Source organism: Pseudokineococcus sp. 1T1Z-3, from assembly GCF_037482365.1.
Lineage (GTDB): Bacteria > Actinomycetota > Actinomycetes > Actinomycetales > Quadrisphaeraceae > Pseudokineococcus.
The window spans coordinates 41,833-57,274 of record NZ_JBBHZF010000026.1; the positions used below are offsets into that span (position 1 = coordinate 41,833).

The 15,442-nt window shown below is 74.1% G+C and carries 21 protein-coding genes, 1 tRNA gene and 1 pseudogene; 11 read left to right on the forward strand and 12 right to left on the reverse strand.

Annotated elements, in window-relative coordinates; genetic code table 11:
• Window positions 1-4 precede the first annotated feature (4 nt).
• The 4 genes from rph (at window position 5) to WDV86_RS12280 (ending at window position 4,012) form a co-directional block, all read left to right on the forward strand.
• Window positions 5-826: a ribonuclease PH gene (rph, locus tag WDV86_RS12265; protein WP_339567927.1), complete on the forward strand. Its 822-nt coding sequence runs from the start codon at window positions 5-7 to the stop codon at window positions 824-826.
• Window positions 823-1,455, forward strand: coding sequence for a non-canonical purine NTP pyrophosphatase (locus tag WDV86_RS12270; protein ID WP_339567928.1), 633 nt, complete (start codon window positions 823-825; stop codon window positions 1,453-1,455). Before rph ends, WDV86_RS12270 begins: the two co-directional genes overlap by 4 nt.
• Before the next feature lie 62 nt (window positions 1,456-1,517).
• On the forward strand, window positions 1,518-3,104 hold the full coding sequence (locus WDV86_RS12275; RefSeq protein WP_339567929.1) for a molybdopterin-dependent oxidoreductase: 1,587 nt from the start codon (window positions 1,518-1,520) through the stop codon (window positions 3,102-3,104).
• Window positions 3,105-3,313: 209 nt separating this feature from the next.
• Window positions 3,314-4,012, forward strand: a complete 699-nt coding sequence (locus WDV86_RS12280) for a fasciclin domain-containing protein (protein ID WP_339567930.1) — start codon at window positions 3,314-3,316, stop codon at window positions 4,010-4,012.
• A gap of 55 nt (window positions 4,013-4,067) precedes the next feature.
• Here WDV86_RS12280 and WDV86_RS12285 read toward each other — a convergent pair.
• Together WDV86_RS12285 and bcp are read right to left on the reverse strand one after the other, a co-directional pair.
• Window positions 4,068-4,149, reverse strand: a tRNA-Leu gene (locus tag WDV86_RS12285).
• A gap of 72 nt (window positions 4,150-4,221) precedes the next feature.
• Entirely contained in the window at window positions 4,222-4,734 is a 513-nt protein-coding gene (bcp, locus tag WDV86_RS12290; RefSeq protein WP_339567931.1) for a thioredoxin-dependent thiol peroxidase, read from the reverse strand.
• A 134-nt stretch (window positions 4,735-4,868) separates the two neighbouring features.
• On the opposite strand from bcp, the gene WDV86_RS12295 reads away from it, so the two are divergent.
• The 3 genes from WDV86_RS12295 to WDV86_RS12305 all read left to right on the forward strand — a co-directional run bounded on the left by WDV86_RS12295 (window position 4,869) and on the right by WDV86_RS12305 (window position 7,087).
• Complete coding sequence (locus WDV86_RS12295; protein ID WP_339567932.1) at window positions 4,869-5,231, forward strand: DUF3618 domain-containing protein; 363 nt, start codon at window positions 4,869-4,871, stop codon at window positions 5,229-5,231.
• A 147-nt stretch (window positions 5,232-5,378) separates the two neighbouring features.
• Window positions 5,379-5,675 (forward strand): GroES family chaperonin, encoded by a 297-nt coding sequence (locus WDV86_RS12300; protein ID WP_445263076.1) that lies wholly within the window; start codon window positions 5,379-5,381, stop codon window positions 5,673-5,675.
• A gap of 71 nt (window positions 5,676-5,746) precedes the next feature.
• Complete coding sequence (locus WDV86_RS12305) at window positions 5,747-7,087, forward strand: cytochrome P450 (protein WP_339568568.1); 1,341 nt, start codon at window positions 5,747-5,749, stop codon at window positions 7,085-7,087.
• An 82-nt stretch (window positions 7,088-7,169) separates the two neighbouring features.
• Here WDV86_RS12305 and WDV86_RS12310 read toward each other — a convergent pair whose 3' ends face one another.
• Window positions 7,170-7,868: a hypothetical protein gene (locus WDV86_RS12310; RefSeq protein ID WP_339567934.1), complete on the reverse strand. Its 699-nt coding sequence runs from the start codon at window positions 7,866-7,868 to the stop codon at window positions 7,170-7,172.
• A 283-nt stretch (window positions 7,869-8,151) separates the two neighbouring features.
• On the opposite strand from WDV86_RS12310, the gene WDV86_RS12315 reads away from it, so the two are divergent.
• Window positions 8,152-8,352 (forward strand): hypothetical protein, encoded by a 201-nt coding sequence (locus tag WDV86_RS12315; RefSeq protein WP_339567935.1) that lies wholly within the window; start codon window positions 8,152-8,154, stop codon window positions 8,350-8,352.
• A gap of 21 nt (window positions 8,353-8,373) precedes the next feature.
• Window positions 8,374-9,030, forward strand: coding sequence for a tyrosine-type recombinase/integrase (locus WDV86_RS12320; RefSeq protein ID WP_339567936.1), 657 nt, complete (start codon window positions 8,374-8,376; stop codon window positions 9,028-9,030).
• Between the two features lie 13 nt (window positions 9,031-9,043).
• Here WDV86_RS12320 and WDV86_RS12325 read toward each other — a convergent pair whose 3' ends face one another.
• The 5 genes and pseudogenes from WDV86_RS12325 to WDV86_RS12340 form a co-directional block, all read right to left on the reverse strand.
• The gene (locus tag WDV86_RS12325; RefSeq protein WP_339567937.1) at window positions 9,044-9,589 is read right to left on the reverse strand and encodes a hypothetical protein; all 546 of its coding nucleotides are present in this window, start codon (window positions 9,587-9,589) and stop codon (window positions 9,044-9,046) included.
• A gap of 91 nt (window positions 9,590-9,680) precedes the next feature.
• Window positions 9,681-10,628 carry a hypothetical protein gene (locus WDV86_RS12330; RefSeq protein ID WP_339567938.1) on the reverse strand — a complete coding sequence of 316 codons (948 nt, stop codon included), beginning with the start codon at window positions 10,626-10,628 and terminating at the stop codon, window positions 9,681-9,683.
• A 110-nt stretch (window positions 10,629-10,738) separates the two neighbouring features.
• Window positions 10,739-11,011 (reverse strand): annotated as a pseudogene (locus tag WDV86_RS16285) (helix-turn-helix domain-containing protein); the annotation flags it as partial.
• On the reverse strand, window positions 10,975-11,148 hold the full coding sequence (locus tag WDV86_RS12335) for a hypothetical protein (RefSeq protein WP_339567939.1): 174 nt from the start codon (window positions 11,146-11,148) through the stop codon (window positions 10,975-10,977). The pseudogene WDV86_RS16285 and the gene WDV86_RS12335, both read right to left, overlap by 37 nt.
• 53 nt (window positions 11,149-11,201) lie before the next feature.
• Window positions 11,202-11,447: a hypothetical protein gene (locus WDV86_RS12340; RefSeq protein ID WP_339567940.1), complete on the reverse strand. Its 246-nt coding sequence runs from the start codon at window positions 11,445-11,447 to the stop codon at window positions 11,202-11,204.
• A gap of 433 nt (window positions 11,448-11,880) precedes the next feature.
• On the opposite strand from WDV86_RS12340, the gene WDV86_RS12345 reads away from it, so the two are divergent.
• The gene (locus WDV86_RS12345; RefSeq protein ID WP_339567941.1) at window positions 11,881-12,327 is read left to right on the forward strand and encodes a hypothetical protein; all 447 of its coding nucleotides are present in this window, start codon (window positions 11,881-11,883) and stop codon (window positions 12,325-12,327) included.
• Window positions 12,328-12,611: 284 nt separating this feature from the next.
• On the opposite strand, the gene WDV86_RS12350 is transcribed toward WDV86_RS12345, so the two are convergent.
• The 3 genes from WDV86_RS12350 to WDV86_RS12360 form a co-directional block, all read right to left on the reverse strand.
• Window positions 12,612-13,766, reverse strand: coding sequence for a Fic family protein (locus WDV86_RS12350; RefSeq protein ID WP_339567942.1), 1,155 nt, complete (start codon window positions 13,764-13,766; stop codon window positions 12,612-12,614).
• Entirely contained in the window at window positions 13,763-13,918 is a 156-nt protein-coding gene (locus WDV86_RS12355) for a hypothetical protein (protein ID WP_339567943.1), read from the reverse strand. The genes WDV86_RS12350 and WDV86_RS12355 overlap by 4 nt, the downstream gene beginning before the upstream one ends.
• A gap of 127 nt (window positions 13,919-14,045) precedes the next feature.
• A complete protein-coding gene (locus tag WDV86_RS12360; protein ID WP_339567944.1) occupies window positions 14,046-14,447 on the reverse strand; it encodes a hypothetical protein in 402 nt (133 codons plus the stop codon).
• Window positions 14,448-14,579: 132 nt separating this feature from the next.
• Here WDV86_RS12360 and WDV86_RS12365 point away from each other — a divergent pair, with 132 nt between their 5' ends.
• Window positions 14,580-14,846 (forward strand): hypothetical protein, encoded by a 267-nt coding sequence (locus tag WDV86_RS12365; protein WP_339567945.1) that lies wholly within the window; start codon window positions 14,580-14,582, stop codon window positions 14,844-14,846.
• A gap of 88 nt (window positions 14,847-14,934) precedes the next feature.
• On the opposite strand, the gene WDV86_RS12370 is transcribed toward WDV86_RS12365, so the two are convergent.
• Window positions 14,935-15,288, reverse strand: coding sequence for a peptidoglycan recognition protein family protein (locus tag WDV86_RS12370; protein WP_339567946.1), 354 nt, complete (start codon window positions 15,286-15,288; stop codon window positions 14,935-14,937).
• Window positions 15,289-15,442: the final 154 nt, after the last annotated feature.

Below are 15,442 nucleotides of genomic sequence, written 5' to 3' on the forward strand. Positions count from 1 at the left end.
GGGCATGACGAGCACCGCGAGCCCTGCCCCGACGACGCGGGTTGACCCGGCAGGCGCCGACCGCCCCCGCCACGACGGCCGGACGCCCGACGCGCTGCGCGAGGTCCGCCTGACCCGCCGCTGGCAGCAGGCGGGCGAGGGCAGCGTGCTCGTGGAGTTCGGCCGCACCCGGGTGCTGTGCACGGCCTCGCTCACCGAGGGCGTGCCCCGCTGGCGCAAGGGCTCCGGGCAGGGGTGGGTGACGGCCGAGTACGCCATGCTCCCGCGCGCCACCAGCTCGCGCAGCGACCGGGAGTCGGTGCGCGGCAAGGTCGGTGGCCGCACCCACGAGATCTCCCGGCTCGTCGGCCGGTCGCTGCGCGCGGTCGTCGACACGAAGGCGCTGGGGGAGAACACCCTCGTCCTGGACTGCGACGTCCTGCAGGCCGACGGCGGCACCCGCACCGCCGCGGTGACGGGGGCGTGGACGGCGCTCGCCGAGGCCGTGGCCTGGGCCCGCGGTGAAGGTCTCGTGCGGCGCGACCCGCTGCGCGGCAGCGTCTGCGCCGTCAGCGTCGGCCTCAGCGACGGTCGGCCCGTGCTCGACCTCGACTACGTCGAGGACTCCGCCGCGGGCACCGACCTCAACGTCGTCGCCACGGGCGACGGGCGCCTCGTCGAGGTCCAGGGCACCGCGGAGGGCGAGCCCTTCACGCGTGGCGAGCTCGACGCGCTGCTCGACCTGGCCCTCGGCGGCTGCGCCGACCTGGCCCGGCTGCAGCGTGCGGCCCTCGACGCCGCCCCCGGCGCGCCCGTGACGCTCGCCGACCTGCCCGCCGGCGCGTGAGCGAGCCCGGCGTCCGCGCCGTCCTCGCCACCCGCAACGCGCACAAGGCGCAGGAGATCGAGGCGCTGCTGCGCTCGGCCGAGCCCGTGGACCGGCTCGGGCTGCGGCTGCTGCCGCTCGACCACCCCGACCTCCGGGCGACGCCCGACGTCGTCGAGAGCGGCACGACCTTCGCCGCCAACGCCCTGCTCAAGGCCCGGGCCGCCGCGGCCACGACGGGCCTGCCGGCACTCGCCGACGACTCCGGCCTCGCCGTCGACGTCCTCGGCGGGGCACCGGGCATCTTCAGCGCCCGCTGGTGCGGGCGGCACGGGGACGACCGGGCGAACCTCGAGCTCCTGCTCGCGCAGCTGGCCGACGTGCCCGACGACGAGCGCGGCGCAGCCTTCGTCTGCGCCGCGGCGCTCGTCCTGCCCGGGGGGGCGGAGGAGGTCCGCACCGGCCGCCTCGACGGGTCCCTCGCGCGGGAGGCGCTGGGGGAGGGCGGCTTCGGCTACGACCCCGTCTTCCGGCCCGTCGGAGGACGCCGGACGTTCGGCCAGATGAGCGCGGTCGAGAAGGGCGCGATCTCCCACCGCGCACGGGCCTTCGGTGCGCTCGCGCAGGAGCTGCCCGACCTGCTGCGCTGAGCCGTCTGGGGGACCGCCGTCCGGGTGGGCATCCAGGGGGCCGCCGGGAGCGAACATGGGGTATGACCACCACCGCTCCGCCGCAGCCCGAGGCCCGGTCGACGGGGCAGGGCCCCCGACGCTCGGACGCCGCGCTCGCCGCCCTCGCGGGAGTCCTCGCCGCTGCGCTGACCCTCGGGGTGGCGCAGGTCGTCGCGGCGGTCGTGGCGCCCCGGTCCGCTCCGGTCATCGCCGTCGGGGACACCTTCATCGACCTGACGCCGGCGTGGCTCAAGGACTTCGCGATCGAGACCTTCGGGACGAACGACAAGGTCGCCCTGCTCGTCGGCATCGGGCTGGTCCTCGCCGTGGTCGCCGCCGTCGCCGGGGTGCTCGGGCGGGTGCGCCGCCCCTTCGGCGACGCCGTCGTCATCGTCCTCGGGGGCGTCGGCGCGGTCGCCGCGGCCGTCCGCCCGGACGCCGCGACGCTCGCCGTCCTGCCCAGCCTCGTCGGTGCCGCCGCGGGCCTGGCCGCGCTGCACCTGCTGCTGGACCGGCTGCCGCCGCGGCACGGGCGCGCCGACGAGGGCGCCTCGCGCCGAGGCTTCCTCACCGCCGCGGGCCTCACCGGAGCCGTGGCCGCGCTCGGCTTCGTCGGCGGGCGGGCGCTCGGCGCCGCCAGCCGCGGCGTGAGCGCGGCGCGGGAGGCCCTCAGCGTGCCCCCGCCGGCCACGAGCGCCCCGCCCGTCCCCGAGGGCGTCGACGTCGCCGTCGACGGCGTCGTCCCCTGGCAGACCCCGAACCCGGACTTCTACCGCATCGACACCGCTCTCACGGTCCCCCAGGTGGACCCCGCCACCTGGACGCTGCGCATCCACGGCATGGTCGAGGAGGAGGTGGTCGTCGACCTCGCCGAGCTCACCTCCGGCGAGCTGCTGGAGACCTGGATCACCCTCACGTGCGTGTCCAACCAGGTCGGCGGCGACCTCGCCAGCAACGCCCGCTGGGTCGGGCTGCCGATCCGGGACCTGCTCGCGCGCGCCCGACCCACCGCCGACGCCGACATGGTGCTGTCCACGAGCGTCGACGGGTGGACGGCGTCCACCCCGATCGAGGCGCTCACCGACGACGACGTCGACGCCATCCTCGCCGTGCAGATGAACGGGGAGCCGCTGCCGACCGAGCACGGCTTCCCCGTGCGCATGGTCGTCCCGGGTCTCTACGGCTTCGTGTCGGCCACCAAGTGGGTCGTGGACCTCGAGGTGACGCGCTACGACCAGCGCACGGCCTACTGGACCGACCGGGGCTGGGCCGAGCGCGCCCCGATCAAGACGGCCAGCCGGGTCGAGGTGCCGAGCCCGCTCTCCCGCCAGCCGGTCGGGCCTGCGGTCGCCGCCGGCACCGCGTGGGCGCAGGGGCGTGGCGTCGAGCGCGTCGAGGTCCGCGTCGACGACGGCGAGTGGCAGGAGGCCGAGCTGGCCGCCGTCTACAACGACCAGACGTGGGTGCAGTGGCGCTTCGACTACGACCTCGCCGAGGGCTCCCACTCGCTCACCGTCCGGGCCACCGACACGACCGGTGCGACCCAGCCGCAGGAGCGTGTCGACCCCATCCCGGACGGTGCCACCGGGTGGCACTCGATCACGGTGACAGGCGTCACGCAGGCCTGACCGAGCCTGCCCGGCGGCGTCCTGACGTGCAGTGCAGCCCTTTCTCCCGCACCGTGTCTGGCGGGGGCACGACGTGTCGCCTGTCGCGTCACGAGCGGATCACGATCCGCCGCAGGGCAATCCGACCAGGCCGCACGGACCGAAGACCCCACGACAGCGCCCCGGGGCCAGAGCAGGCCCCACACCGACCTCCTTGGAGGAGACAGACCATGAAGCGCAGCAGGATCCTCGTCACGGCCGGCGCCGCCGCCTTCGCCCTCTCGCTGTCGGCGTGCGGGAGCGACGACCCGACGGGCGGCACCCCGGACGCCACCCCGGGCACGACCGAGGAGTCGCCCATGGCGACGCCGTCGGACGAGATGACCGACGACATGACCATGGAGGACGCGGCCCTCGTCGGGCCCGGCTGCGCGGACTACGCCGCCCAGGTCCCCGAGGGCGACGGCTCGGTCGAGGGCATGGCGCAGGACCCGGTGGCGACGGCGGCGAGCAACAACCCGCTGCTGACCACGCTGACCGCCGCCGTCTCCGGCGAGCTCAACCCCGACGTCAACCTGGTCGACGACCTCAACGGCGCCGAGGGCATCACCGTCTTCGCCCCGGTCGACGACGCCTTCGCGGCGCTGGACCAGGAGACGCTCGACCTGCTGGCCTCCCCCGAGGGCGCCGAGACCCTGACCCAGGTGCTCACCTACCACGTCGCCACGACCACGGTGGACTCCACGACGCCCGAGGGTGACTACGACACCCTCGAGGGCGGGACCGTCACGGTGAGCGGCACGGGCGACGACATCATGGTCAACGCCGACTCCGACAACCCCGCGTCCGTCATCTGCGGCGGGGTCCAGACGGCCAACGCGACGGTGTACCTCATCGACGCCGTGCTCATGCCGCCGGCCGACAGCTGACCGACACCTCTCCACGACGAAGGGGCGCTGTCCGCGGACGGCGCCCCTTCGCGCGTGCGGACGGCGGGACTCGAACCCGCACACCCGAGGGCACGAGGACCTAAACCTCGCGTGTCTGCCAGTTCCACCACGTCCGCGTGCCGGCGCAGGGGCCGGCGGGGGCAGCGTAGGCCGCGACGGGCGCAGACGGCCGCGAGCGGGACCTGCCCTCAGTCCTCCACGCCGAGCGTGCGGCGCAGCCGCTGGACGTGGTTGGCGGCCTTGACCCCGTAGGCGGCGTGGACGACCCGCCCGTCCGGCCCGACGACGACGGTCGAGCGGATGACGCCGACCGACAGGCGCCCGTAGGTGCTCTTCTCCCCCCAGGCGCCGTAGGCCTCGAGCACCTCGTGCTCGGGGTCGGAGGCCAGCGGGAAGGCCAGGCTCTCGCGGGCGGCGAAGTCGGCCAGCCGGGTGGGGACGTCGGGGGAGACGCCGACGACGTCGAAGCCTGCGCCCCGCAGCGGGTCGAGGCTGTCGTTGAAGTCCGTCGCCTGCGTGGTGCAGCCGGGCGTCATCGCCGAGGGGTAGAAGTACACGACCACCGAGCGGCCGCGGTAGTCGGCCAGGGAGACCTCGCTGCCGTCGGCCGTCGGCAGGGTGAAGGCGGGCGCGACGTCGCCCACCTCCAGCCGCCGTCCGCTGGAGGTCGCCGTGGGGGCCGGGGTGCCGCTCTCGCTCATGGGGCTGAGGCTAGCCACCAGGACGGGTGCCCTGCCGCTGCCCGACCTGCTGGGTGCAGCGGGCCGCGGTACCGTCGCCGCCGCTGAGCGCGCAGGCCACCGATGCCTGTCGAGCCGGACACCCAGGAGGACCCATGAGCAGCGCCACCAGCCCGGCGAGCCAGGACCCGTCGGCGCCGCTGCCGACCGACCCGGCCGAGCTGGAGAAGCTCATCCGCGGCCAGCAGAACCAGCTCGCCTCCAGCGTCGACGCCCTCGTCGACAAGGTGCACCCCAAGAACGTCGCCCAGCGCACGCTCGCCGACCTCAAGGCGCGCGGGCGGGGCGCCGTCCTCACCGAGACCGGTGAGCCGCGCGTCGAGCGCATCGCGGCGGTCGGGGCCGGGGCGCTGGGCGTCCTGGTGCTGGCGCTCGCCCGGCGCTCCCGCAAGCGCCGTCGCGGCCGCCGCCAGGTCGAGAAGGCCGCCGAGCGCGGCCGCCGGCGCGGGCAGGGCTGAGGCGGCGCCAGCCCGGCCGCCCGTCACCGCGCCCGTCCGGGGGACCCCGGCCGGCTGTGTAGCGTCGCGGGCGTGAGCACGAGCGACGCCGACCAGCCCGCTCCCGCGCCGGGCACCCTGCCGGCGCCCGGGTCGCTCGGGGTGCGGATGCTGCACGACCGCGTCCTCGTCTCCACCGACGGCGCGGGCGGCGAGCGGCGTTCCTCGGCCGGCATCGTCATCCCCGCGACCGCGGCCGTGGGCAAGCGACTGGTGTGGGCGCTGGTGATGGCCGTCGGCCAGCACGTGCGCCAGGTCCAGCTCGGCGACCGGGTGCTCGTCGACCCCGAGGACCGCGGCGAGGTGGAGCTGGCCGGCCGCGAGTACCTGCTGCTGCGGGAGCGGGACCTGCACGCCGTCGCCGAGGACGACCAGCGACGCGACCGGACGGGGCTGTACCTCTGAGGCGGGCGGCCGACCCCGGCGCCCGGTCTCGCCGCAACGCCCGCTACACGCCCGTCGACGCCGACGGACCCCTGCCGCACCAGATGGTCGCGGCCGTGCCGCGCATCCGCGCCGACCCGCTGGCCTTCCTGGCGGGGCTGGCTCGGCGCCACGGCGACCTCGTCGCCTTCCCGACGCCCCGGCTGCCGGTGGTGCTCCTCGCCTCCCCGACGGCGGCCCGCCGGGTGCTCGTCGACAACCACCGCGCCTGGTCGAAGCGGACGGCGCAGTACGGCGCCCTGTCCGCCGTGACCGGCACGGGACTCCTCACCAGCGACGGCGACGTCTGGCGCGAGCGACGCCGGACGGCGCAGCCGGCCTTCCACCCGCGGGGGCTGGCGGCCGTCGCCGAGCAGTCGGTCGCCGCGGCGGCGCGGATGCGCTCCACCTGGCCGGTGGGCGGCGGGGTCGTCGACGTCGACGCGCAGGGCCTGCAGGCGACGCTGGAGGTCGTGGGGCGCACCCTCTTCGGCGCCGACGTCGCGCAGGACGGCGAGCGGCTCGTCACGGCCGTCCTGGAGGCGCTCGACGTCGTGGTCGCCCGGGTCCGCACGCCCCTGCCCGAGTGGTTGCCCACCCCGGCCCGGCGGCGGCTGCGCCGGGCGGTGGCCGAGCTCGACGCCGCCGCCGCCGCAGTGGTCGCGCGCCGTCGCGCCCGGGGGACGGGCGAGGACGACGAGGACCTGCTCGCGCTGCTCCTGCGCGCCGTCGACGCCGGCGACCTCGCGCCGCGGGGGCTGCGGGACGAGCTCGTCACCATGGTCATCGCCGGGCACGAGACCGTCGCGTCGGCGCTGACGTGGACGCTGCACCTGCTCGCGGAGAACCCGGGCGAGCAGGCGCGCGTCGCCGACGAGCTCGACGCCGTCCTGGGCGGCCCCGACGCCGACGGCGGGCGTCCGCCCCGGTGGGACGACCTGCGCTCGCTGGTGCGCACCCGCGCCGCCGTCGAGGAGTCGCTGCGGCTCTACCCGCCCGCCTGGGTCGTCAGCCGGCGGGCGCTCGCCGACGACGTGCTCGACGGCGTCGCGGTGCCCGCCGGCACGACCGCCGTCATCAGCCCGTGGCTGCTGCACCGCCGCCCGGAGCTCTTCCCCGACCCGGAGGTCTTCCGCCCGCAGCGCTTCGAGGGCGAGGGGCTCGCGCGCGACGCCCGCGCCGCCTACGTGCCCTTCGGGGCCGGGGCGCGCCTGTGCATCGGCAAGGACTTCGCCCTCGTCGAGACGACCCTGCTCGTCGCCGAGCTCCTGCGCGGCGCGACGGTCGTCCCGGCGCCGGGGGAGCGCGTCCGCGTCGACGCCCTCGTGACGATGCGCCCGCGGGGCGGCCTGCGGCTGCAGGTCACCCCGCGCCACCGCTTCCCCGACGTGTGACCTCGTCGCGTCGGGCGGCAGGCCGCCGCGAGGGACGGCCTGGTCGCCCGGCGGAGGGGCGAGGCCCCTGGGGGCCGGTGGCTCAGGACGCCGCGACGAGCGGTCCGCCGTCGGTGACCTGGACGCGCACGGCGCGGGCGTCGTCCAGGTCGACCGTCGCGACGAGCACCACCTCGCCGCGCTCGCCCGGGCCCACGACGCCGCCCGTCGTGGTGATGAGCTCGACGCCGCGGGCCGCGAGGTCGCTCTCGTCCGGCAGGACGAGGTCTCCCCAGCCGGCCAGGACGTCCGCGGCCCGCTGCAGCGCGACGGTGCGTCCGTCGGCGGTGGTCACCTCGACGAGGGGGAGGTCGACGACCTCCGCGCCGTCGCGGGCGTCGACCTCCGCGAGCACCCAGCACACCGGCCCCGCTCCCACGTCCTGGCGGTACTCCTCGAGCTGCTCGACCGGGTCCTCGTCGGCGTCGACGGGCACCTGCAGCTCGACGTCGACGCCGGCGGCGCTGACCTCGAAGGACTGCGCGTCCCCGGGGTCGGCGCAGCCCGCGAGCCCCTCCTGGGCCTGCCGGGCGGCGTCGTCCCGTGCTTCCCGTGCCTCCTCGGCCGCGACGCGCTCCCGGTAGGTCGTCATGGGGATGTCTCCACCGCCGTCGAGGCGGCCGTCCTCGAGCGCGGCGCCGGCGGCGTCGCGGCTGCCGAGCAGCCCTGCCTCGCCGGCGCAGCCGGGGAGCACCACCACGAGGGCGAGGGACGCGGTGAGGGCGAGGGGGCGGGTGCGCACGTCGGCTCCGATCGGCGAGGGTCTGACCGGCACCGTACGGGGGTGCGGCGATCGGCGCCTGACGCACGACGGCCCCCGCCCGACGACGTCAGGCAGGGGCCGCGAGATGTGCGCCGCCTCGGACTCGAACCGAGAACCCACTGGTTCTGGTCGGCGGACCACTCTCGGCGACGTCGTCCCGCTGCAGCCCCGGCGCCGTGGTGTCGAGCGGCGGGGACCCGGCGTCCCCACCTCACCGTCAACGGCTGGCGCCGTGTATCGAACAAGCGTTCGCGTGGCTCCCATGGGGCAGTTGACCGTCACGACGCTGTGGCAGCAGCAGCTCGTCGAGTGGGACCGGTGGCTGACTGTCGCCGGACGCCCGTCGACCACGAGGGGACTGCGGACCTACCACCTTTGGAGGCTCGCTCACCGCTACCGCGACCGGGCGCCCTTCGACCTGACCCACGACGACCTCGTCGGCTGGATGGCCGAGCTCGAGTGAGGGCCGGCGACGCTCCGCTCAGTGCGCGCGTCCGTGCGGGGCTGCTACGGGTGGGCCGTGCGCACCCGCCTCCTCGAGGAGGACGCGACCACCGCACTGCCGACCGTGAAGGCGCCGCGGCGGACGCCGCGGCCCACCCCCGACGACGTCCTCCTCGATGCGCTCGAGCGCGCCCCGCTGCGCGAGCGGCTCATGCTCGTCATCGCCCAACGCACCGGCCTGCGCGCCGGAGAGGTCGCCCGCGTCCGCCGCGAAGACGTCGTCCCCGGCATCGAGGGCTACTTGCTGCACGTGCGCGGCAAGGGCGCCCGCGAGCGCCTGGTCCCGCTCGACGACGAGCTCGCGCGGATACTGCGGCTCATGCCCGCCGGGTGGGTCTTCCCCTCCTCGACGCGCCCGGGGGAGCACCTGATCGCGCACACGGTGTCCCGGCTCATGTCCGAGGCGCTCGGGCCCGGATGGACCGCCCACACGTTGCGGCACCGGTACGCCTCGCTGGCGTACTCCGTAGAGCGTGACCTGCGCGCCGTGCAGGAGCCCCTCGGGCACGCCCAGGTCACGACCACGCAGGTCTACACTCTGGTGCCCGACTGGGCCCGACGTCGCGCCGCCGCGGGCGCCGGCGTCGAGCGCGGCCACGGCGGCGAGCGCTGGTCCGCGTTGCGGCCGGCGGCGTAGCGGAGCCTCGCGCCTACTTCCGTGGTGCGCGGGCGTTCATGAAGAGCTCGTCCACGTCGATGGTCGGCTTCAAGGTCAGCGCCTCGCGGTCCTTGGCCGCGACGACGCGCATGACGCCCTTGAGCAGCCACACGAGCCTGAGCGCGCCGTGGAGGTTCCAGAGCACCGCGACCTCCGCGACCCAGACGGCCGCCCAAGACGAGTCGAGCAGCGTCAGCGCGACGGCGGTGAGCACGAGGAAGGCGCCAGCCAGTGATGTCGTTACGGTCGTGACCCAGTTGCGCTGCAACGGGGCTCCGCCGTCGTGGCGCAGCTCGACGAAGCGGGTCGACTCCTGCGACAAGCCGAAGATCACGACGACCCCAGCGAAGCCAGCCGTCAGCGAGGCGAGCAGGCCCACACTGGCGAAGGCGGCCAGGAGATTGCCGACGGGCTGCGTGGCCATGGTCGACGCCACGTCCACCAGCGACCAGCGGCGACCGGCAAGGAGGTGGATCGCGACGAGTCCGACCAAGAGGATGTTGACGACCCCGGGGCGATCGCCGAGGAGCTTGCGCATGGACCTCCTCCTCTCCCTGTGGTTGTTCATGGCCCTCGTTGGCCTCCATCCTCCGCGCCGAGACGAACGTCAGCGCGTTGGCCCTCGCGCATCAGAGGTTGGGGTGCTCCTTGCGCAGCCGGGCGATGGCCCTATCGATAGCACCGAGCACCGACGCCTCGTCCGGCAACTTGTCCGCGTCCACCCCGAAGGAGGCGCGGATCGTGACGACGTCGCGCAGCAGGTTGTGCTGCTCCGCTCGCAGGTTCTCCACCCCCCCGTCGTCTTGGCCGTCGGCCCCCTCGCGCGGTACCAGCATGGTCACCTCCGCCCGGGATGCCCACCGCCCTCGCGTGATCCATCTGGCGGCGTCGAGCAGGCGGCTCGTCGACTGCGAGTCGCGGGCGTACCCCATGCTCCACGTCTGCTCCAGCGCCATGGAACTCGTCCGCGCCGCGGCGGCTTGAGCGATGGCCTGGGCGGTCTGCCCGCCACCACCGTCGACTGGCACGGGCGTTCCAGCTGGGACGGCGACCGTCAGCTTGCTCGCTCCCTGCGCCCGTCGCGCCAGCTTCTCGAGGACACGCAGGTCTACCAGCGGTCTCAGCTCGATGCGGTCTCCCGTCGTCGTCAGGCCCAGGACCGCACTCAGCCACGACTCGATGGCCGCCTCCCTGGTGGCGCCGATGACGGGCGTCATCACCGCGACCTGGTTGTTCCGGTTGAGGGGGACGAGGAAGGTGGGCTCCGAGATCCGGTCGTCCGGGTCTCCGACCTGAAGCGGGCCGAGGACGCCCGTCTTCGGCCTGTAGGTGTCCGGTGTATCGGCCGGGGGGCGCAGGCGACCGAAGTAGATGTACGGGCTCGGCCACGACGAGGGAGTGCGCGCCTCCCCGTAGTACCGGTTGAAGCTGTACGTGTACTCCCGGTCGTCCGGGTCGAGGGTCGCGAGCTTGCTGTGCAGCTTCCCCCAGAAGTCGCCGTCGATCTCTTTGCTCTGCTCCTGCTGGTCGAGGTGGACAGCCTGGTAGAAGCGCACGATCTTGCTGACTCTCGGCACAGTGGTACTCCTCGGGACGCAACGTTGCGGAGGGGGTCGAGGGTGCCAGACGACCCGGCGGCCCTCGCCCATGAGCTTCGAACTTCGGGCCGAGGTGGGGGCGCGCCGCGCCCCCGGCGGAGCACACCGCGGCGCTGCAGCAGGTTCCGCACCGCGCTGTGCGACCGGTCGGTCAGTTCGGCGATCTCCCGCAGCGAGCGCCCCGCGGCGTACTCCTCGAGCACCAAGGCGACAAGTTCGGGGTCGGCGTAGGCGCCATCACGAGCGCGGCCGCCGTCACCGGCGGTGCCGGCGAAGCGAGGGAGCGGTCGGAGTACAGGGCGGCCGGGGTAGACCACGAGGCCGCTTAGCCGGCGACGGAGGCGATCGTCGCGGCCACCCACTCGGCGCCAGCTGTCCGGGCGCCCAGCCAGTCCCGGGCCCCGAAGCCGTAGCAGGCGGCGACGACGCCGAGGGGGAGGCCGTAGGACCACAGCAGCTGGGCGGTGCGCCGGCGAGCGCTGACGGGTGATCTGGCCATGAGCGGGATGGTCGCGCGGCGCGACGTCGCGCTGCGGTGGGTGTCGGTCGATGTCACCCAGTCGGGCGGTCGCTCTCGGTCTGCTGCGCCGGGCGCTGCCGGCGCAGGGTGCGTGCCGACGAGACAGCGAGGCCGATGAAGAGCACGCACGAGACGGCTCGGACGACCTGCCACATCGTGGACGAGTCCTCGCTCGTCAGGAAGATCACAGCCTGCACGAACGCGTTGAAGGCCCAGATGACGACGCCCGCCTTAAGCGCCCACGCCGCCTGTCTGCGCTGGACGCCCGGCGGGCCCACCTCGCGGCGCTCCTGGTTACGGCGTCATCGGGCCGGCGGCGGGCCGACGAACTGCTGGACCTGGTCGACCGTGAGGTAGGACTCGATGAGGTCGCCGTCGAGGGCGTAGACCTCGCGGACGCGGTCGCCGCGGACCTCGCAGATGACCCCGGGCAGGGCCCCGTCGACGGCGTCCCCGAGGCGGGGACTCGGCGAGCACCTCGCAGTGCCCTACGCGCATGGGCGGGCACTGGCGGCCCATAAGCCGGTCGAAGGCTCGCGTCCTCGGCGGGGGCGCCGGCGCGTCGAGATGGCCGTCGACCGCGCGCACGCCGAGCGGGGTTCCGGGGTCGCACCGGCCGCCTGCCATGGGCAGGAAACGTAGGTGCGAGGGCGGACATCTCGCGATGGTCTGAGTATGACTGAGCCAGACGTGCCCCCACCGCGACCACTGATGGAAACCAGCATCCGAGTGGTCATCGCCGGCACTCCGATGATCGGCGGCAGCGCCCTTGTCCTCTACGACGACCTGCGTGACCGGCAGGCCTACAAGGCCGCCGAGTTCATGGACATCGTCGAGGCCGGCACAGGGGACCTCGAGAAGATGCTCCGCGCCATCGACCAAGACCCCGCCGTCGAGTCCCTCTTCATCTCCGCCTTCGACAGCGCCCCCCGCAGCGGCATGAAGGGGAAGCGGCGCCTACTCGCCCGAGTCGTCGCTGAAGCCGTCGTCGACACCGCGAAAATCGACGAGAGCATGCTCATCACCTACGCGCTCCGCGACCTCGACGCCGTGCACATCCGCGTCCTCCGGCGGCTCGCCGACGAGTGGCACCTCGAGCTGCAGACACGCGCTCACGTGGCCTCCGACGGCGCTAGCTCGGGGACCAGCGAGGTATAGAGCAGCATTCACAAGCCGATCAAGGCCGCGCTGATCCGTACCGGCGCGTCCATGCCGGACCCGGAGATCATCACCCGCCAGAGGGGTCCGCAGCGCTTCGAAGGCATCAGCGACTTCGGCCTCGAGCTCGTCGCTGAAGTCCGCCGAGAAGCCGAGTAGCGCCCCCGCCCGCGCCAACTAGCGGTTGCGCGAGGTGATCTGGGGGCCGCGCCGGGGTGCCTGCCGCCTGCCGCGGGCGGGAGCGTAGCTCGATCGGGTGCTGGACTTCTCCGGTGTGGCTCCCGTCACCCACCCGGCCTGGCGAAGTCGTCGCCGAAGAGCGAGGTCCACATGTCGTCGCTGACGCGAATGTCGAAGACCTCGGGCATCAGGTCCTCGCGGCCGTGCGGGCGTAGCGTCAGCGCCGCGCGGTAGCCGGTGGCCGGCGCGCTCTGCTGAGCGCCTAGCAGGTCGTAGGTGCCGTCCTCGCGCTCGGTCCCCATACGCACGACCGTCTGCCAGTATCCGTCGACGACCTCGACGTCGATGTCGAAGGGCTCGCCAACGCTCATCGCCGCGTGATGCTCCTCGCAGACCCCGGCGTCTTGCAGGTGACCACGGGCGGCGCCGTGCCAGACCCTCTCCTCGAGCGCGGCGCACTTCATCACGCTGCAGCGGGGCTGAGGCTCCACGTCCGAGCCCGAGCTGACGTCGGCCGGGGCAGGGGAGGTGGCGGGGGGCATCACGCCCGCCGAGCTAGAAGGCGCCGCCGGGTCCGGCCTCTGCGTGACCTCCTCGGTGGTCGCGCTCATCGGTATCAACGGGTCGAGGTGCTGCGCGGTCATGGCGAGGCGGACCGCCAGCCACTTCGCCCTCTCTGTACCGATCGCGAAGTGCCTCGTGACGGTCGTGGGCTCTTGACCTCGAGCGAGTTGAGCCATCACCTCGCCGGATGCACCTGACTTGATGGTGAGCCGCACGACGTTGCCCTGGAAGCCACCGTCACGCGTGAGCCCGCCCAAGCGTGCCGCTCCAACCTCGACGTCGCGGAGCATCTCAATCTCGTCGCTGTCAGGGCGAGGTGCTGCGGCAGCGTGCTCCTGCAGCCACCCGGCGACCTGGTCCACGGTGATCGCGGAGGTCGCAGTGGCGAGCACGAGCACCTCGGCGGTCAGGGTGTTGATGAGCCTTAACGGGTGACGGTTAGTCTTGAGGAACGCCAGCGCGGCCGCCCAGGCGAGGCGCTTGTTGCCGTCCCGGAACGACTGCGTGCTCGCGAGGCCATGCAGGAGCACTCCCGCCTTCAGCCAGACGGTGGGGTACTCGATGTGGTCGCCGTAGCCCGCTTGCGGGCGGGCGAGCGCGCCCTCGAGTGTGGCGCGGTCGACGATTCCGACGTGCTGGCCGACGACCTCGGCGTGGAGGCGGATGACGGCCTCCACGCTGGGGTACTTGGTCACTGCGCGAGGCGGCGCATCAGCTCCGAGTACTGCTCTGCGACGGCGCGCCCTGCGGCGACGAACTCGTCGTCGGGGACGTAGTCGGCGTCGTCCTCCGGGGCGTCACCGTCCACCATCGTGTGCCCCTCCGGCGCCTGCCCCCGCGGCTTCATGGCACGACGGTACGCCGATGCACCGAGGCCGCTGGGCAGAACGGGCGGGCCCGAGACGACGAAGAGCGCCCCCGCTCGGCCTCAAGGCTGGGCGGGGGCGCTGTCGTGCTGGGTGGCGCGTGTGGCGTCAGGTGCCAAGTTGGTTGTCCTGGACCCACTCCGCCCAGGGGTCGGTGTGGGGCAGGATGACGACGCCGGCGGCCGTGAGGACGGCGATGGCGACCTGCAGCCACGCGGACAGGTCGATGCCGTCACCGAGCACGGCGACGGCGAGCGCCTGCACCGCGGCGGCGACGACGGCGCCGACGAACGCGACGCAGACGTCGAGGCGCTCGACGGTGGAGACCTGAGTGTTGGCGAGCGCGGCGACGAGGGCCACGAGGGTGGCGCCGATGATGCTGGCGACGGCCTTGAGGTAGTCGCTGGCGCGCTCGAGGGGCTGGGCGTTGTGTAAGTGGCCGGTCTCGGGGAAGTCGGCAGGGTCGGTGGTGGTGGTGCTGGCCGGGTCGGCGGGGTAGGCGGTGGTCATGGTCTGGCTCCAGGTGTGAGGGCCCCGGGGGCGTCGACGGCGACGGCGACGGCGCCGCCGGTGACGGCGGCGGTGATCTGCGCCTCGCTGAGGGGCTGGTCGGTGTCAGTGGTGGCGCCGGCGAGGTCGCGGATGGCGCTCGATCCGCAGGACGGTCGCGCGTGTGTCAGCGGCGGCGTCGGCGTGGGACTGGGCGGCGTAGCCGAGGAGGGTGTCGTCGCGGACGAGGGCGCCGGGCTTGCGTGCGGGCAGGCGGTGGGTGGCCTCGTGGAAGGTCTTGGCGACGAGCTGGAAGAGGGTGAGGCGCTGCCCGTCGACGTCGTGGCCATGCTCGGCGGAGCGAAAGACCTTGGACCCGGCGGGCGGGGGCCGGGAGCTCGACGAGGACGCGCTCGTTGATGTCCTTGGCGCGGGACGTTCAGGCGCAGAGTCTGGTCCTGCTGCTTGTCGGTGAGGGCCATGAGGAAGCCTCCTGCTCGGGGGGTGCTCATGAGGTCGTGGCAAGCCCGGAAGGGCCCATGAGGAAGTGCGGGTCGGACCCGCGGCCGGCGGGCGCGGCGATCTCCTTGTGACCGAAGAGCCGGCCGATTGGGAGGCCGAACTGGCGGAGCAGCTCCTCGTTAAGAGCGATGAGCGCGAGCAGGACGGTCCCGGACCACGCCTCGGTGGTGCCGTTGTTCGCGACCTCGACGCCCACGGCCCGGGAGTTGCCCTGGTAGGGGTGGAAGGTGCGGCCGGCGTGGTTGGCCAGGCCCGCCGCGATGAGGCGGATTCGGCCGGTGCGACCGACGCCCCACTGCGCGAGCGGGCCCGGCAGGTCCGAGCGGCCGTCGCGGCCCACCCGCAGGGACGGGCGGCTGGTCGACGGGCGGCTGGTCGACGGTGTGGTGGTCGACGACGGACTCGACCACCGTCAGCGACTGGCCCTGTAGCCCTCGTAGCCCCGGTCGACCTAGCCGGGCTCCTGGAGGAGGGCCAAGCCGCGGCCGCACAAG